The 15,388-nt window shown below is 40.9% G+C and carries 14 protein-coding genes and 1 other RNA gene; 4 read left to right on the forward strand and 11 right to left on the reverse strand.

Going from position 1 to position 15,388, the window contains the following annotated elements:
• Window positions 1–70: 70 nt before the first annotated feature.
• Complete coding sequence (locus H8B19_RS18035; protein WP_186508420.1) at window positions 71–2,992, reverse strand: TonB-dependent receptor; 2,922 nt, start codon at window positions 2,990–2,992, stop codon at window positions 71–73.
• Window positions 2,993–3,208: 216 nt separating this feature from the next.
• Window positions 3,209–4,300: a tryptophan 2,3-dioxygenase family protein gene (locus tag H8B19_RS18040; RefSeq protein ID WP_186508421.1), complete on the reverse strand. Its 1,092-nt coding sequence runs from the start codon at window positions 4,298–4,300 to the stop codon at window positions 3,209–3,211.
• Between the two features lie 118 nt (window positions 4,301–4,418).
• Between H8B19_RS18040 and H8B19_RS18045 the strand changes: the two genes are divergently transcribed.
• The gene (locus H8B19_RS18045; RefSeq protein WP_186508422.1) at window positions 4,419–4,697 is read left to right on the forward strand and encodes a late competence development ComFB family protein; all 279 of its coding nucleotides are present in this window, start codon (window positions 4,419–4,421) and stop codon (window positions 4,695–4,697) included.
• 8 nt (window positions 4,698–4,705) lie between these two features.
• On the opposite strand, the gene ffs is transcribed toward H8B19_RS18045, so the two are convergent.
• Together ffs and H8B19_RS18055 are read right to left on the reverse strand one after the other, a co-directional pair.
• Window positions 4,706–4,802: signal recognition particle sRNA small type (gene ffs, locus H8B19_RS18050), an RNA gene on the reverse strand.
• Between the two features lie 92 nt (window positions 4,803–4,894).
• On the reverse strand, window positions 4,895–5,947 hold the full coding sequence (locus H8B19_RS18055) for a Glu/Leu/Phe/Val dehydrogenase dimerization domain-containing protein (RefSeq protein ID WP_186508423.1): 1,053 nt from the start codon (window positions 5,945–5,947) through the stop codon (window positions 4,895–4,897).
• 217 nt (window positions 5,948–6,164) lie between these two features.
• Between H8B19_RS18055 and H8B19_RS18060 the strand changes: the two genes are divergently transcribed.
• On the forward strand, window positions 6,165–6,629 hold the full coding sequence (locus H8B19_RS18060; RefSeq protein ID WP_186508424.1) for an Lrp/AsnC family transcriptional regulator: 465 nt from the start codon (window positions 6,165–6,167) through the stop codon (window positions 6,627–6,629).
• A 2-nt stretch (window positions 6,630–6,631) separates the two neighbouring features.
• The gene (locus H8B19_RS18065; protein WP_186508425.1) at window positions 6,632–7,183 is read left to right on the forward strand and encodes a DUF1415 family protein; all 552 of its coding nucleotides are present in this window, start codon (window positions 6,632–6,634) and stop codon (window positions 7,181–7,183) included.
• Window positions 7,184–7,408: 225 nt separating this feature from the next.
• Here H8B19_RS18065 and H8B19_RS18070 read toward each other — a convergent pair whose 3' ends face one another.
• Entirely contained in the window at window positions 7,409–8,512 is a 1,104-nt protein-coding gene (locus H8B19_RS18070) for a GNAT family N-acetyltransferase/peptidase C39 family protein (protein WP_186508426.1), read from the reverse strand.
• A gap of 204 nt (window positions 8,513–8,716) precedes the next feature.
• Here H8B19_RS18070 and H8B19_RS18075 point away from each other — a divergent pair, with 204 nt between their 5' ends.
• Window positions 8,717–9,514: an RMD1 family protein gene (locus tag H8B19_RS18075; RefSeq protein WP_186508427.1), complete on the forward strand. Its 798-nt coding sequence runs from the start codon at window positions 8,717–8,719 to the stop codon at window positions 9,512–9,514.
• Window positions 9,515–9,527: 13 nt separating this feature from the next.
• Here the strand turns inward: H8B19_RS18075 and H8B19_RS18080 are convergent, their stop codons facing one another.
• The 6 genes from H8B19_RS18080 to H8B19_RS18105 form a co-directional block, all read right to left on the reverse strand.
• The gene (locus H8B19_RS18080) at window positions 9,528–9,977 is read right to left on the reverse strand and encodes a GNAT family N-acetyltransferase (protein ID WP_186508428.1); all 450 of its coding nucleotides are present in this window, start codon (window positions 9,975–9,977) and stop codon (window positions 9,528–9,530) included.
• Window positions 9,977–11,440: a RimK family protein gene (locus H8B19_RS18085; RefSeq protein WP_186508434.1), complete on the reverse strand. Its 1,464-nt coding sequence runs from the start codon at window positions 11,438–11,440 to the stop codon at window positions 9,977–9,979. The genes H8B19_RS18080 and H8B19_RS18085 overlap by 1 nt, the downstream gene beginning before the upstream one ends.
• A gap of 295 nt (window positions 11,441–11,735) precedes the next feature.
• A complete protein-coding gene (locus H8B19_RS18090; protein ID WP_186508429.1) occupies window positions 11,736–11,897 on the reverse strand; it encodes a DUF2256 domain-containing protein in 162 nt (53 codons plus the stop codon).
• Complete coding sequence (locus tag H8B19_RS18095; protein ID WP_186508430.1) at window positions 11,894–13,417, reverse strand: cryptochrome/photolyase family protein; 1,524 nt, start codon at window positions 13,415–13,417, stop codon at window positions 11,894–11,896. The genes H8B19_RS18090 and H8B19_RS18095 overlap by 4 nt, the downstream gene beginning before the upstream one ends.
• Window positions 13,414–14,127 (reverse strand): SDR family NAD(P)-dependent oxidoreductase, encoded by a 714-nt coding sequence (locus H8B19_RS18100; RefSeq protein ID WP_186508431.1) that lies wholly within the window; start codon window positions 14,125–14,127, stop codon window positions 13,414–13,416. Before H8B19_RS18100 ends, H8B19_RS18095 begins: the two co-directional genes overlap by 4 nt.
• A gap of 326 nt (window positions 14,128–14,453) precedes the next feature.
• Window positions 14,454–15,017 carry a S24 family peptidase gene (locus H8B19_RS18105; protein ID WP_186508432.1) on the reverse strand — a complete coding sequence of 188 codons (564 nt, stop codon included), beginning with the start codon at window positions 15,015–15,017 and terminating at the stop codon, window positions 14,454–14,456.
• Between the last annotated feature and the right edge of the window lie 371 nt (window positions 15,018–15,388).

Genomic DNA, 15,388 nt, shown 5'->3' on the forward strand with positions numbered 1-15,388 from the left:
CCCTGCAAACAAGTGCAGGGTTTTTGATTTTATTTATACCTTAAAAATTCTTAAGGCTACTGTTCAGATATTAGAACAATAATTTAGCACCTAAGTACAAGCGACGCGGTTCAACCCAATCTTTGGCTTCACCGAATTCGAACGAACCACTACCAGCAACAAATTGCTCTTCTTCGATAGTAGCCTGGTCGTCTAACACGTTAAAGATATCCAGGAAAAACTCAGCTTTGATATCATCAGTGAAATCATAGTTGTATTTAACACGCATATCTAAAGTGCCATAAGCAGGAGTTTTCTCAGATGCTAAGTTACCAGGTGCGATCCAGTAACCGTCATACCCACCAAAGTCATAGCTTTCAGTTTCACGTAACGGTAAGTAACGGCTATAAACGTTAGCAGCTCTGTTATATAACGTACCTGAGTTCCAGTTATAAATAGCACCGATTTCTAGACCATTGTCGAAATAGTAAGTACCAAAAACACGGGCAGAATGTTCAATGTTACCAGGTTGTTTACCATACATATTTGGAGCACGTGGATCCAGATAGTAGAAATCACCTTGTAAATCGGCATTACCGTCAGAGTTGGTATTACCTTTAGCATCGTTATAAGTATAAGACGCTCTTAATGACCAGTTATCAGAACGTAATTTACTAAATGTAACTTCAACGCCTTGATAATCACGTTTACCACCTTTCAGTGTACCGATAACATAGTTTGAACCTGGGTTTTCGGTATAACCAAAGTATGAAAAAGGTAGCATTAAACTGGTACCATCCAGCTGACCACCTTCAGCGTATACACCTAAATCATAATCTTCCATGATATCTCTGGTTTCGCGCTTGGTGTAAGTCACCTGGATATTGGTATTTTCACTCAGATTTTTCGAGTAACCAATCAGATACTCATCGGTATACGGTGTTTTGGTAGTAGGTGAAATAAACGCATCCTGTGTTGATACACCACCACGTACACGGAATGTGTGCCAAGCATCATTTACATAGATTTGCTCTTCACGAACCGAACCTGTCAGGTTACCTGCGAATGACGTCATATCGGTACGGATAGGATCATAATAACGGCCGATAAACGCCCATACTTTAGAATCACCATCACCATTAATGTCATACACAGCACTTAAACGATGAGCAATATCCCAATCAAAGGTGAAGATTTTTTCACCAGTTGATGCGATATGATCCCACTTTTCTGCACGAATACCTACATTCACAGTTAAATCATCGATGACGATCTTATCTTGTAAATAGAAAGTTTTACCTTTTATCTGTAACTTAGATTCAGCTTGTTGGGTTTGAACAATACGATACGCGTTAACATCACCCGTTGGGTTACCCGCAGTGCTGTCAAATACAATTGATGCTACTTCTTCTTCGCTAATACCAACACCTTCAGCAATACGCGCAGTATCATCTTCAGAAATATCTTTAGTACCTACCCACGGAGCATTAACATCCGTGTATTCAGCAAAAGTGACTCCTGCATCAGCCGCTGCGATTGAGGTGTATTGAGCACCTTCACCGGTATAGACCGTATTAGTAATATTTTCGTTAGTCTCAGTTGAGTAACCCGCTTCAATCGTATGGAAACCGTAATCTGTATCTAGGTAGTACTCAAAATTGATATAAGCGCTATCTTTATTACGGAATCTGATGGCATCGGATCCTAAACCACCTTTATCGGTATCGGCCTGAGTCACGCTACCTGCATTTGTCAGGTATGCTACGTCATTACGAGTGGTTTTATCTTTTGCAACATCAGATAATTCAGCTTCGTGACTCATAAAACCAGCATTAATAACTAAATCATCCCAAGTATGGGTATAATCTACTTTATAGTTATCACCGCCCTGAGTTCTGGCGCGGTCACGGTTTGACAGAACATCAAACTCTCTGCGGCCATCAATATCTGCAGGATCGTTGAAGAAAGTAACTGTTAAACGGTCGTCATCAGTCGCTTGCCAAGTCACTTTGGCGAAACCTAGCTTATCTTCACGTTCTACTGAACGCGCAATTGCACCGGTTTCAGGGTCGGTAACATCGTCTTTACGGTTTTTGATTTGGTAAGATGCAAAAAACCACAACTTATCTTTGATAATTGGGCCACCTAACGTTACCGCTGTATCAAAAGTTGAAAATCCAGACGCGGTTTTGGAATCATTCTTGTAATCACTAACCAAGCTATCATTTTGCAGATAGTAGTTAACAGAACCATGCCATTCATTACTACCTGATTTGGTAGTTACACGAGATACCAAACCAGCACCACCAGCATATTTAGCTGGAATACCACCAGTAAGAACTTGTTGTTCCTGGATGATTTCTGAGTTGATATTACCACCAAAAGTACCTGATTCATTATCAGTTACGTTTACGCCATCAATATAATAAACGTTATCGGTAGATTGACCTACTTGACCATTTACATCTGAGTAGTTAACACCTGACTTAGAAGATGGATTACCAAGAGAACTAGGTTTAACACCAGGTGTTAATTGCAGGTAAGACTGATAAGAACGACCAGTAGGAAGTGATTCAGTCATATCAAGGGTGATGTCTAAACCCGTAGATGATGACGTTGTATCGATTGCAGCAATAGCACGGCCAGATACAGAAATAGTTTCCATATCAGAATCAACACCTAAAGTATAAGCCAGGTTCAGACTTTTACCTGTTTGAACTCGAACATTAGTCGCTTCAAACGGTTGAACGTTAGCGCCGTTAATACTTAAAGTATATTGGTTAGAGGCTTCTAACCCGCGAATAGTCACATAACCATCTGCATCTGACACACCGTCTCTGCTACCTAAAACGTCTGGCGCTTTAGCAACAACGGTAGCACCAGCAATTGGATTGCCGTTAGTGTCAGTAACTCTAATTTTTAAGCCACCGGTTTCTGCTGCGAAAACAGAGGCGGATAGGCCCAAAGATGCAGCAACAGCAATAGCTGTTACGCTTTTCTTGAATGTAAACATGTATTTTCTCCCTGGATCACTGGTTTGATAAGGACCAATGAAAGTGTTTTGTCACTTTTGTGACTTTTTATTAAAAACAAGGTGATAAGCCTCAACTCGATAATATAACGAGTTATTTTCTTTGGTCAACCGCGAGTCAAACTTCATTTTCATAATATTTTCATAATTCTCTGGTAAACCATTTAAGTGCTGTAAATTTATTTATACAAAAATCAATCAATGTGTGAGGTAAAAGCCCAGCCGCTGGCTTACCGATTCAGGCAGCTTTGGCAGCGCACTTTTAGGTAATAAAAAGGTTGCCATATTAAAGAAGTCTTTAAAAATACGATTTGATTCTGTTGTACGTTTTAAATATTCGTGACCACTGGAACCACCGGTTCCAATCTTGCTCCCTAACATTCGCTGTACCATCATCGCATGACGATATCGCCATATAGTCAGGTTCTCATCAATGCTGGTTAAACATTCAATAAATTGGTGCGCGAGATTAAAAATGGGTTCTTCAGAATACTGCTTGATGAATAAAGCAGATAACATCGCCTGACGAGATAATCGTACCTGATCCTGCTGTTGCAACTTACTGTAAATATTGTCATCAAATAATGATGAAAAACTCGCTCGTGTTTGCTCCAACGAATCTAGCTCAATTCGCTTTTCATCATCGGATAAGGTGGCATTGTTAGTGATAATGTCATGGTCGCTTTGCAGCATTTCATTTGTCGCAGTCTGATACAGTTGCCAGAATTTAAAATCTTCAAACTCCAAAAATGGCATTCTCGCCAACCATTTATCAACCAATTCAAACAGGCTTTGCTTTTGTTCAAATTCCTGTAAAAACTGTCTGTCCTCATCATTTAACCGGTTGAAAAAAGACTGCTTATCAAAGTCGATCCGGAACTGACTTTTCAACCCTAAGCCCATTTCCAGCATTTTAAACTGAATGCTCTGGAACCCTGATGCAGGCACTAAATAGTCACGAAATGCCAAAAAATCCTGAGGTGTCATTGTCTCCATCACACCTATTTGATCATTGAGTAACTTTTGGATCGTAACGATACGATTAAGACGGTGTACCACTTGGGTCAGTGCACTGTCATTTACCGATTCCTGCGCAAAAACATCAATAACAGACGATAATTCGTGCAGGACTTGTTTAAACCATAATTCATAAACCTGATGCACTATGATAAACAAGGTTTCATCATGAGCCTCCGGGCCGTACTTAATGCTCTCCGGTTTTTGTGCGGACAACAACTTATCAAGTTGCAAATATTCACCGTAATAAACCGGCTCTACATTTTTTTTCATCATTTTACCTTTATTAAGCAATCACTTGTGCAAATAACCACTTTACCACTTGCTAATCACATTAAGCATCTATACTGACTATGCAATGTTGATTTTTGATTGGTAAAGGAAGTTTACAATGACGCTGGACAATGACATTCATAATTATTACGAACATTTAATCCTGGAACGTATTCAGGAATTAGGACTGGATAAAAATAAAACAAAAGATTATTTGGCCGATTTGTGTTGTTTAACTCTAAATCAAGTACCGCCCAGATATATCAGATACGAGGTGGATATGTCTTTTTATCTTCCTGTAGCGGAACGCTTACAAATGCAAATGAACGTAATTCACGCGGTCGATAAAGCACAAAAATTTTTAGACGAACAGGAAACCAAGAACAGTAAAAGTTGAGGTGGCAACCCTCCCAGCCACATCCCGGCACATGAGTCGTTTGCTGCGGCTGCTCCCTTCCGGGCCTGACCGGGTTCACAAAGTATCATTGCGAGAGAACCAAAAGGGTCACCATAGTGCAGCCCCGTCTCCGAGGCTGGGCGCGCATTATCTACAATGAAAGCCTGCAATGCAAGCCAACCATATAGCAGGTGCGTTTATTTGCCTAAAAAGCGTTCTTCGGCAATGGTATTGGCTACAATATTGGCAGCCGTACCTTCACTTTCAGCACGAGTGAATATTTCAGATAAGGTCGTGCCAATACCTTCAATATGTTTGCGCATATCTTCAGCTGTACTCTCAATTCGCTGATGGTAAATATCAATTACACCGCCGGCATTGATTACATAATCAGGCGCATACAAAATACCTTTTGCACGTAACATCTCACCATGCTTCTCTTCAGCTAACTGATTATTTGCTGCACCAGCAACAACTTTTGCTTTAATCGCATCGATTGTGGAGTCATTGATTGACGCCCCCATTGCACAAGGCGCAAATACATCGCATTCAACGGCATGAATTTCATCCGCGGCGACAACTTTAGCGCCAAATTCTTGCTCAGCTTTTGCTACGTTGTCCGGATAAATATCCGCAACAATCAACTTCGCGCCCGCCTTATGCAGATGTTCAGCCAGACGAAAACCCACATGACCTAATCCCTGAATGGCAACCGTTACACCCTCAAGAGATGAATTAAACTTATGAGCAACAGATGCTTTTACGCCAACAAAGACACCATAAGCAGTCGATGGTGCCGGGTTTCCATCTGACGGACTGCCGTCATAACGGAATTTGGCGTTAATACCACTAGCAAAATCAGTACGTTGCGACATCACATGCAAATTTTCTACAGAGATGCCTGAATCTTCAGCACAAATATATTTACCGCCAAGGCTTTGCACAAAATCCCCCATAGCTAACATCATAGCCTCAGACTTATCCTTGCGTGGATCACCGATAATCACCGATTTCCCCCCGCCTTGCGGCAGATTAGCCATTGCTGCTTTATAGGTCATACCTTTGGATAAACGAAGCACATCTTTTAACGCTTCTTCGCTGTTGGCATACGGCCACATACGGCAACCGCCAAGTGATGGACCCAAATTTGTGTTGTGCACAGCAATAATTGCTTTTAATCCTGATGCATTATCCTGATAAAATGCAACGTGCTCATGGCCGTCGAATGCATTGTGTTCAAATACTGACATGATTGACCTTAAATCAACTGTAGGGTTGTTAATGAAGGCGTATATTAGCTCATTTAACTGAGGACAGATTTTGCATATTGATCGATAAGCGAAGTTTTAAAGAAAACTAATTTTTCTCATTTGAAAAGTAATATAGGATTAGTATCCTAATAATTTAGATTGAATAAGATGCATTTTTTAAGCATCCTACTTCCACTTTAATATTCTGTTAATAAAAATGAAACTCGATAAATTTGATAAACAAATACTGCGTACCCTGCAACAGAATGCGACTATTTCGATGGCTGAACTTAGCGTTCACGTCGGTTTATCCCATACCCCATGCTGGCGACGCGTAAAGCGTCTGGAAAGCGAAGGTATTATTCTTCGCAAAGTGACGTTACTGAGCAATAAAAAGCTCAATCTTGGTGTTAGTGTGTTTATTTATGTCTCATTGAAAAATCATGATGAGGGTGCGCTAAATAAATTTGAAAGTGCGGTGCAGGACATAGATGAAATAGTTGAATGCCACACCACAAGTGGCGATAAAGATTACCTGCTTAAAGTCGTGGTAGAAAGCATTGAAGAATACGAGCATTTACTTAAAAGTAAACTTACCCATTTACCTAACGTAGATCACCTGAGTTCCACCTTTGCATTAAAACAAGTTAAGTACACCACCGAACTTCCAATTAAAGGTTAAACGTGAGCACTAATTATAGTGGCGTCGAGTCAGCAGTATGGCGCTGGCTCGATGAGGCCGTTATTAAACTCAACCTTTGCCCTTTTGCTCATCAGCCACGACAACAAAATAAAATTAAATTGGTATGCACACAAGCTGTTGAACCTGATGATATTTTGCAGCATTTATTTAGCGAACTGATGTTTCTGCAACAAACGCCAGCTACAGATACGACTTTATTAGTTTTAACAGAAGCGCTTGAAGATTTTTATAATTACAACCAGTTTTTAGATGAATGCGATCGCTTACTGGTTAACGAGGGATTGGTTGGTGAATTCCAAATCGCCAGCTTCCACCCAGACTATCAGTTTGCTGGCACCGAAAAACAGGATAGAGAAAACTTCACCAACCGTTCCCCCTACCCTATTTTGCATTTGATTCGGGAACAACAACTGGAAGATGAAATCGCACGTTATCCAAACGTTGAATTAATACCTGAACGGAATATTCAGAAACTGTCTTCATTAAACGAACAACAAATGCGGGCTATTTTTGGTAAACAATTTAAAAGGTAAAAAAAGTGCGGCACTAAGCCGCACTAACAACAAAACACACAGAATTTAGGGAAAACACACATTACTATGTAGACCATCACACATCCTTAAACAAACATGTAAACATTTTGTAAAGGACGTTAACAACATACCGTATTGCACTATAATCGCAAACCTCAAATCTTAATCAAAATACATACTAACCTTATGATTTTTAATCGTACTTTTAATCAAAACCTATTCGAATTATTTGCTTGATAAAATTATCGCAGTACGCAAACGGGATGAACCAAAAATAGACATTCGATCAAAATCCTGGCGGGCAATCGGCAAAAACTGGCAATCTAACACGTCCTGGTGCTTTTCATCCGGATCTGGATCATGCACATAAAAACATCCTTCATCGTAACCTGTTACCGCCACCCAGTGCGGTGCTTTTTTGCGATCCATGCGATAGGTACTGATTAAGATAATCGGCACAAACCCTTTGTCGCAGGCATCAGCTAAAGTTGCCTGATCAATATTTTGATTGTGAAAAGGTATCTTTAATCGTTTGGCGTCTGCGACAAAGTCATTATGTACTTGCTCAATAATCTGCTTTTTATCGGCATCACGCACACCATCAATAAAGAGTGGACCTTGTTGATTTATCCATATTTCACTTTTAAATCCACGGTTATGGGCTGCAATAGCTAAACCAACAGGGTGACAACCACCATGTCCGGAGGTCATAAAAATTGTGGTAGCTTCTCGCCATATCTGTAACTCGTCACTAATTTGCGCTATGTATTGCTTCTGCAAGCCTGACATCGCCATCATTAATGAGGCGGGTCCACAGGTGAACGGCGTTTGTTGCCGATACCAGGGCAGCATGGTTTTAACCGCGGTACTTTTTGCACGTCGAATACGTTTCTGCATTCGAAGCGCATCACTGTGATCTTCATAATAATCATTAATCAAACCAAACTTGCGATAACCAAAATATCGATAAAAATCGATAGCACTTTGATTGTTTTGCGCCACTTCCAGTCGGATATAAAATGCCTCGCGCTCCTGCGCTGCAGATTCTGCAGATTGCATTAAGGTGGCACCACAGCCCTGGCGACGAAAAGCTTCATCTACAGCAATGGAATACAGTCTCGCAAGTTGTGTCCCTTGATGGAAAATAACAAGAACATAACCAACACACTTTCCACTGTAGGTCGCGACCAAAAAAACAGCTTTTTCACTGGTTAAAAATCGGCGCAAACTGCGGCGTGACAATCGATCGACGGTGAAACATTGCTGTTCCAGCAACACCAGCTGTTCTAAATGTTGTTTGCCTGCTTTTTCAATTTGAAAGGTTTTCAATTTATTACTCTAAACAACCGAAAATTTATTTAATAATGACCACAAAACGCGCAAAGCATACGCCTGAATTTAGCGAAAAAATATAGTGTGAATAAAAGATTTTTACCCAGCCAAATCGTCAAATATTTATTTATAAAAACTATCGACAGTTTAATAACTTAGGACTATCTTATCTCAAGTTAAACCGCATATCAGGAAAGCTCTATGAGCTTCTGCAACGACAGAGTTTCAGCAATCAATCTCGGCAATCTCTTTACCGACAATGAACATTACAAATCACTATTAGATAATGAACGTGGCACACGTTACCGGGATGCATTACACATTGCATTACCTGGTGGTGAAGCGTGGATATTTGATTATGGTGTACTTATATTTTGGGCCGTGAGTGAAGACGAGCGTATGGCGTTATTTAATCGCCTGCAGTTTGATCACGCCAGTCTCAAAGCAGACGAACAAGAGCATTTTCGATTTGAAGCGCAGGGTACTGATTTCAAAATCAGTCAGGACAAAATTGTACTGACAAATGATGACAAACTAACCCGTCTGGCAATTAGTCATGCGTTAGCTCAGTCGTTGAAGTTAAATGAATATGAGTCACAAGCCCAGCGCACAATACAGGATAACGCCCATTTACCCAAAACGCTGGCTAACAGTGGGAAAATAAGTCTGTCGCGCAAAGAAATTGCCAAAATTCGCGGTCATTTATTCAGCACAAAAAGCGACATTATTCTGCATTACGAATTACTGGATACACCCAACTTTTTTTGGGAATATCCGGAGTATGAAGCTACCTACAACATCGCAGCACGCTATTTAGAAATTCACCCGCGAGTTGAGATTTTGTCCAAAAAGCTGGCTACCATTCATGAGCTTTTCGATATGTTAGCCGATGAACAAAAACACCAACATTCAGCCTTTCTGGAATGGATCATTATCATTCTGATTGCGTTTGAAATTGTGATGTTTGGTGCACAGGAATTGCAAACACTGCTGGGTTAAGCCAGCAGTGTTACTAATCTAAATTTGCTGCCATTTTAAGTGCAGCTTCACCATCCTGATAATAATCTTCAATGGTCTTAACCGGACTAAAGCCAAATTTTCGATATAACTGCTGCACAACGTGATGCGAGTTACGCACTTCAAGCACCGCTTTGTCATATCCAAGTTGTTTTACATCACTTAGAGCGGCATTAAGCAATTTATTGCCAATTTGCAAACCACGGCTTTCAGCTAACACCGCCAATGAGTACAAACGTGCCGGGCGTGGGTGTTTAGGTACAAACATCAACGCATAGCCCAGCACATTGCCCTGATATTCTGCCAACCAAACACGGGTTTTACCCTTTGACAGTAAATAACGCATTTGGCGGCGGGGAATTTTATCGGTTACAAAACATTGATTTTCGACATTCAGCAAGGCACTGGCATCATCAAGTGATGCCAGTCGAATAACAACATCCATTAGTCGCGGCCACGCTGTTCAAGGCGTTGTGCAAATTCCTGCATAATAATTTTATACAGCTCTTTACCCAGATATTTATCTTCTACTTTGCTATCGATGCTAGGGTTATCGTTTACTTCAATCACGTAAACCTGACTCCCCTTCTGTTTAATATCCACACCATACAAGCCGCGACCGATAATAGAGCAGGCACTCATGGCAGCGTCTAACACCACTTTAGGTACTTCAAAGGTCGGTAAAGTTTCGAAGCCACCCGATGAAAAACGTTTAGAGCCATGGTTGTATATTTGCCAATGCTTACGCGCCATATGATAACGACACGCATAAATGGGACGACCATTTAATACACCAATTCGCCAGTCAAAATCTGTGTATAAAAACTCTTGCACCAACACCAATGCTGTATGTTGGAATAACTCGTCCAATTTAGCTTTCAATTCATCACGGCTTTCGACTTTAAATACACCTTTTGAAAACGCCCCTTCCGGCATTTTTAGCACCATTGGGTAACTAAATTCGCTTTCCAGCATATCTAACTCTGTGTCAGAACTCGCCGTTACTACCTTAGTTTTTAACGAGGGTACTTTGTTATAGCTAAACGCATCATGCAAAAACACCTTATTACAGCAACGCAAAATAGAGGTGTAATCGTCAATCACCACTAAACCTTCCTGCTCAGCTTTACGGGCCAGACGATAAGTGTGGTGATCAATTGCGGTTGTCTCGCGAATAAATAACGCATCGTACTGTGCAATCTGACTAAACCTCGTCGCTGTTACGGTTTCCGCGTGAATACCTTCTTTTGCCGCGGCTTTAATAAATAGTTTTATCGCATCTTTATCACTTGGCGGGTGGGTTTCATTAGGATCAACCAAAATAGCCAAATCCCAGCGTAAACGTTTTTCACGGCTACCATGTCGCCAGCTATCTTGAGTAAAAGACACTAAGCGCTGATTAAATAATTCAAACTGGGTGGCATCTAACTGGCCTACCGCACCACGCGCAACTTCAATGCGCAAACCATGCTGGTCTTTAGACAGGTTTAAAACCAACACCGGCGACGGGTATTTTTCAAAAACCTGTCTTGCGACTTTGCGCCACTCCGTTTGTTCCACCCAGCCAAAATAAGCCATCACACTGATTGATTCGCCTTCAGCAATATCACCAATCTGATCGGTCGGTAAACGCAATAAAATCCCGGACAAGCTGTCGTTTGCCATTTCACGTAAGTCGTTGATAGTACTAACACTTGGCAACACTTTGTGCTGACGTGCTTCGGCCAGTAATGAGCAATAATACCCGCGGCTTAAGTAGTGCTCTGTATCACACAGGTTAATAATGCGTGTTTTAGGCTCATTTAATTTGGGGTAGTCAGCTAAATAGGTTTGAAAACTGATTACCGTCAGGTCATCAGGTACATTAACACTTTCGGTATTGTCGGCCACAATAATGGTTTTAATCATCATATTTTCCAGTCGATGATGTCGAATAAACGCCAAGACAACATTGTCTTAGCAACTTAACTATCCTGTATTCAACCAGTGGCGCCGTTTAAACGTTTCCCTTCGAACGCTGTTATTTAAGATGTCATATCTCATTCCACAGCGGGATATTTTGCAGCTATTTATCACTGATTTTAGTACTGCACAATAGGCGGGATAAAAAATAAATTAAACCGCGTATTTTAGGTTAGTTTAGAAAATATAAGATAACTAAAAAATGTCAGTTTTTTGAATATTAACAATTTAATTCAATAATTTACTTATTTAAGCCAAGCTGGAAATTCGACTGTTTTGTATTGCGACAGCGATGAGAACAGTACTTAACTTCCTGCCAATGTCGTTGCCACTTTTTACGCCACACAAACTCGCGCTGACAAACGGGACAAACTTTCCGTGGTAAATCCGACTTTTTAATCATCTCAGCTCGTTTAAAAAGCGCTCAGCATCAAGCTCAATCTCACGCTTTTTGTCATCCGACATACGATCATAGGTTTTGTACATCATTCCTAAACGATGATTACTGGCTAATTTGCCCCTATTACGTGCTAAAAAATCCCAGTAAAGATAATTAAAAGGACAGGCCGACTTACCATTTTTCACGGTCACTTTGTAATCGCAGTGCTGGCAATAATCCGACATTTTGTTGATATAACTACCTCCCGCCGCATAAGGCTTACTGGCAAGATAACCACCATCGGCAAACAGTATCATCCCTGTCACGTTGGGTAATTCGACCCACTCATAAGCATCAGCATAAACCAGTAAATACCAGTTATTGACTTGTTCGGGACTTAGCCCGGCCAGCAATGCAAAATTGCCTAACACCATTAGTCGTTGAATATGATGAGCGTAAGCATTTTGTTTTGTGTCAGAAATACATTGGCGCATGCAATTCATTTTTGTATCTGCATCCCAGTAAAACTGTGGCAACTTCCGGTTAGCGTTAAAGAAATTCTGCTGAGCGTATTCCGGCATTTTTAACCAATAAATTCCGCGCACATATTCACGCCACCCCAAAATTTGACGGATAAAGCCTTCAACCGAGTTAAGCGGTGCTTCTCTATTGTAATAAGCCTGTTCAGCCGCCCTTATGCACTCCATTGGCTGCAATAAACCACAGTTTAAATAGAAACTAATATGTGAGTGATACATCCATGGCTCACCTTCTAACATGGCATCCTGATAGTCGCCAAATAAACACAAACGCTGCTCAATAAACTGTTGTAAAACCTGCAATGCTTGTTCCCGAGTTACCGCAAAATGGAATGGCATAAGGTCGCCAAAGTGATTAGGGAAACGTTCAGCTACCAGCTGAATAACATCTTGTGTAGTGGGATCTAGTGGTGTAATACAAGGCTGAGGCATAAACAAATCGCGTTTGGGTGGCTGCCGATTTTCAGCGTCATAATTCCACTTACCGCCAACGGGCTGCTCCCCCTCCATTAGAATGAAATATTTTTTACGCATGTCTCGGTAAAAATACTCCATACGCAATGACGAACGTTGTTTTGCCCATCTTGCAAATTCCTGTTGCGAACATAAAAACCGGAGGTCGTCTTTTATCTCTACATCTAGTTTAAGTACTTGTTGCCATTGCTGAATATCCTGTAAAACCCGATATTCGCCCGGATGAGTAACAACCACTTTATTGATATTGTATAGCTCACAGCAACCCTCTACTTCCCCCCTTAACGAACCACGATTATTGTGATCATCAAAATGTGTATAGTGAACCCTGTAACCCGCTTGTGTAAGTTCTTTTGCAAAATGTCGCATCGCCGAAAATAAAAACGCGATTTTCTTTTTATGGTGTTTTACATAAGTTGCTTCATCCCACACTTCAGCCATTAAAATAATATCATTGGCTTTGTCGGCATCCTTCAGGCTTGAAATCGACTCTGATAACTGGTCCCCCAAAACAACCCGCAATACTGTCATGGTTGAATTTCCTTACCGTCCCAGGCGAAACATTTACCTGAATCCTGCGCTGTCAGACTTAATAAAACGCTGAGTAACTGCTCAGCTGAATAATCGGGCGTAAATAGTTTTTCTTTGGCGACATTGCCCTGAAACGGCGCTGATAAATTACTTTTTACTGTGCCCGGATGCAAACCCACGACCACAGCCTGTTTGTGAGTACGGGCGATTTCAATTGACGCGCTTTTAATAAACATATTTAACGCAGCTTTAGACATCCGATAGGCATACCAGCCACCTAAGCGGTTATCCGAAATACTGCCCACTCTGGCAGACAGCGCCGCAAATATTGCGTTTGACTGTTTATCTAAACGAGGCAATACATATTTAGCGATTAAAGCAGGGATAACAGTATTTACCTCAAACAAACGCTGCATACAGTTTGCATTAAGGTTTTTTAGTGATTTTTCCGGCAGACATTCGTCACTATGCAACATGCCCGTTGCCACTAATACCATGTTAAACGGTGCCTGATGAGTTGCCGTTTTTATAGCGCTCTCCAAAGCAGATTCATCTAAAAAATCCACTTGATGATGTATTACCCCATCTATCGCATTTTGTTTACGTGAGAAGGCATGAACCGTTGCTGTAGGATATTGCGCTCTAAGTTTGCAAATTAACGCGCAACCTATCGCCCCACTGCTGCCAAACACCGCTATATTCGTTGTCATTTCAGCATTACATTCTAAAAATACTCGTGTTTGGCTATACGTCTGAATTGACGGACTGGTTCAGTTTTGATTTGAAATAAAGATCTGACTAGATGAAATCCAGCTCCCACTGGATATTCAAAATGATGCTTGTAACGGGAAAATTTGAGTTCACCAGAAAACAAAGGAATTAGAGTGAAGCGCGTTCCTAAATAATTAATAACCCAAACACGAAGTAATTTGACCAAAATACAAATGAACGTAAAAATTACGCGGCAAATAGCAACAAAGCCAATTTAAAGCCTAATGGCGTGGAAGTATCCGTTAAAGTCCAATTTAAACGCTGTTTAAAGAGGGTTTAAAGTACCAGTAACCCGACCAACAACAATAAAAGAATCCAACTTGTCAGCATCAACAGTTACAGGAACAAATCGATTATTATCTGCTACCAGAATGAGCGAGTTATTTAAACCCGTTTGAATTCTGCGTGGCACCTGCTGATTCTCCAACGCAATTATGTAGATACTGCCCTCTTTAGGGTTTCTATCGCTGTAATCAATTGACAATGTCGCACCAACAGCAATGGTGGGTGACATTGAATCATCATTAATTAAAATTTCAGACTTTGCACTGCATAACGGCTTTGGCTCAACTACTGCAGACTGAACACTATGAAAACTATCTATCTGATCACCAAGCACGCCAACTTTTAGCCGTAAGCGCAACAACTCCATAAAATCACAACCGGTCGTGTTTGATAGCGCAGCCAGGTAATCAACATCACAAAGTCTGTCTTTCTCATAAGCTTTGAGCATGTTTTCATGCCAGGGGTATTTCCGGCTCATTTCAGCCCTGGAAATGCGCTGTTCTCTAATTTCAAACAAGTGTCTGCAAAATTGCATCACATCCATTGATATTCACCATATAGAAATTTCAATAAAAAACAGACATTCGCGTCTTACACAACTATACAAACAAGCTCATTTGATATCTAGAATTGTGTTAATACATACAAGAATGAGACATAAAATGAGCTTACACGACTGGCACCGTGGCGACAGGAGCTTGCGACCGCACGCCTAAAAGCAGAAAACCCAGCTTTCGCTGGGTTTTCTTCAACAATAATGGCGGTGAGGGAGGGATTACAAAATACATCCTGTATTTTGCCCTTCGGGCCGCCTTTTCGGCGTTCAAATTCGTTCCAGACCTGAAGGATCCCCACGAATTTAATTCCACAGTTTTCCCTTAGAGTGAACAATTTCCATTAGTTCTTTGAGCAGGA

The organism is Neptunicella marina (assembly GCF_014270035.1).
In the GTDB taxonomy this organism is placed as follows: Bacteria; Pseudomonadota; Gammaproteobacteria; order Enterobacterales; family Alteromonadaceae; genus Neptunicella; species Neptunicella marina.

Excerpts from the sequence above, each read along its gene's own strand:
- H8B19_RS18035 (WP_186508420.1), bottom strand. The coding sequence starts at position 2,992 with ATGTTTACATTCAAGAAAAGCGTAACAGCTATTGCTGTTGCTGCATCT.
- H8B19_RS18040 (WP_186508421.1), bottom strand. The coding sequence starts at position 4,300 with ATGAAAAAAAATGTAGAGCCGGTTTATTACGGTGAATATTTGCAACTT.
- H8B19_RS18045 (WP_186508422.1), top strand. The coding sequence starts at position 4,419 with ATGACGCTGGACAATGACATTCATAATTATTACGAACATTTAATCCTG.
- H8B19_RS18055 (WP_186508423.1), bottom strand. The coding sequence starts at position 5,947 with ATGTCAGTATTTGAACACAATGCATTCGACGGCCATGAGCACGTTGCA.
- H8B19_RS18060 (WP_186508424.1), top strand. The coding sequence starts at position 6,165 with ATGAAACTCGATAAATTTGATAAACAAATACTGCGTACCCTGCAACAG.
- H8B19_RS18075 (WP_186508427.1), top strand. The coding sequence starts at position 8,717 with ATGAGCTTCTGCAACGACAGAGTTTCAGCAATCAATCTCGGCAATCTC.
- H8B19_RS18080 (WP_186508428.1), bottom strand. The coding sequence starts at position 9,977 with ATGGATGTTGTTATTCGACTGGCATCACTTGATGATGCCAGTGCCTTG.
- H8B19_RS18085 (WP_186508434.1), bottom strand. The coding sequence starts at position 11,440 with ATGATTAAAACCATTATTGTGGCCGACAATACCGAAAGTGTTAATGTA.
- H8B19_RS18090 (WP_186508429.1), bottom strand. The coding sequence starts at position 11,897 with ATGATTAAAAAGTCGGATTTACCACGGAAAGTTTGTCCCGTTTGTCAG.
- H8B19_RS18095 (WP_186508430.1), bottom strand. The coding sequence starts at position 13,417 with ATGACAGTATTGCGGGTTGTTTTGGGGGACCAGTTATCAGAGTCGATT.
- H8B19_RS18100 (WP_186508431.1), bottom strand. The coding sequence starts at position 14,127 with ATGACAACGAATATAGCGGTGTTTGGCAGCAGTGGGGCGATAGGTTGC.
- H8B19_RS18105 (WP_186508432.1), bottom strand. The coding sequence starts at position 15,017 with ATGGATGTGATGCAATTTTGCAGACACTTGTTTGAAATTAGAGAACAG.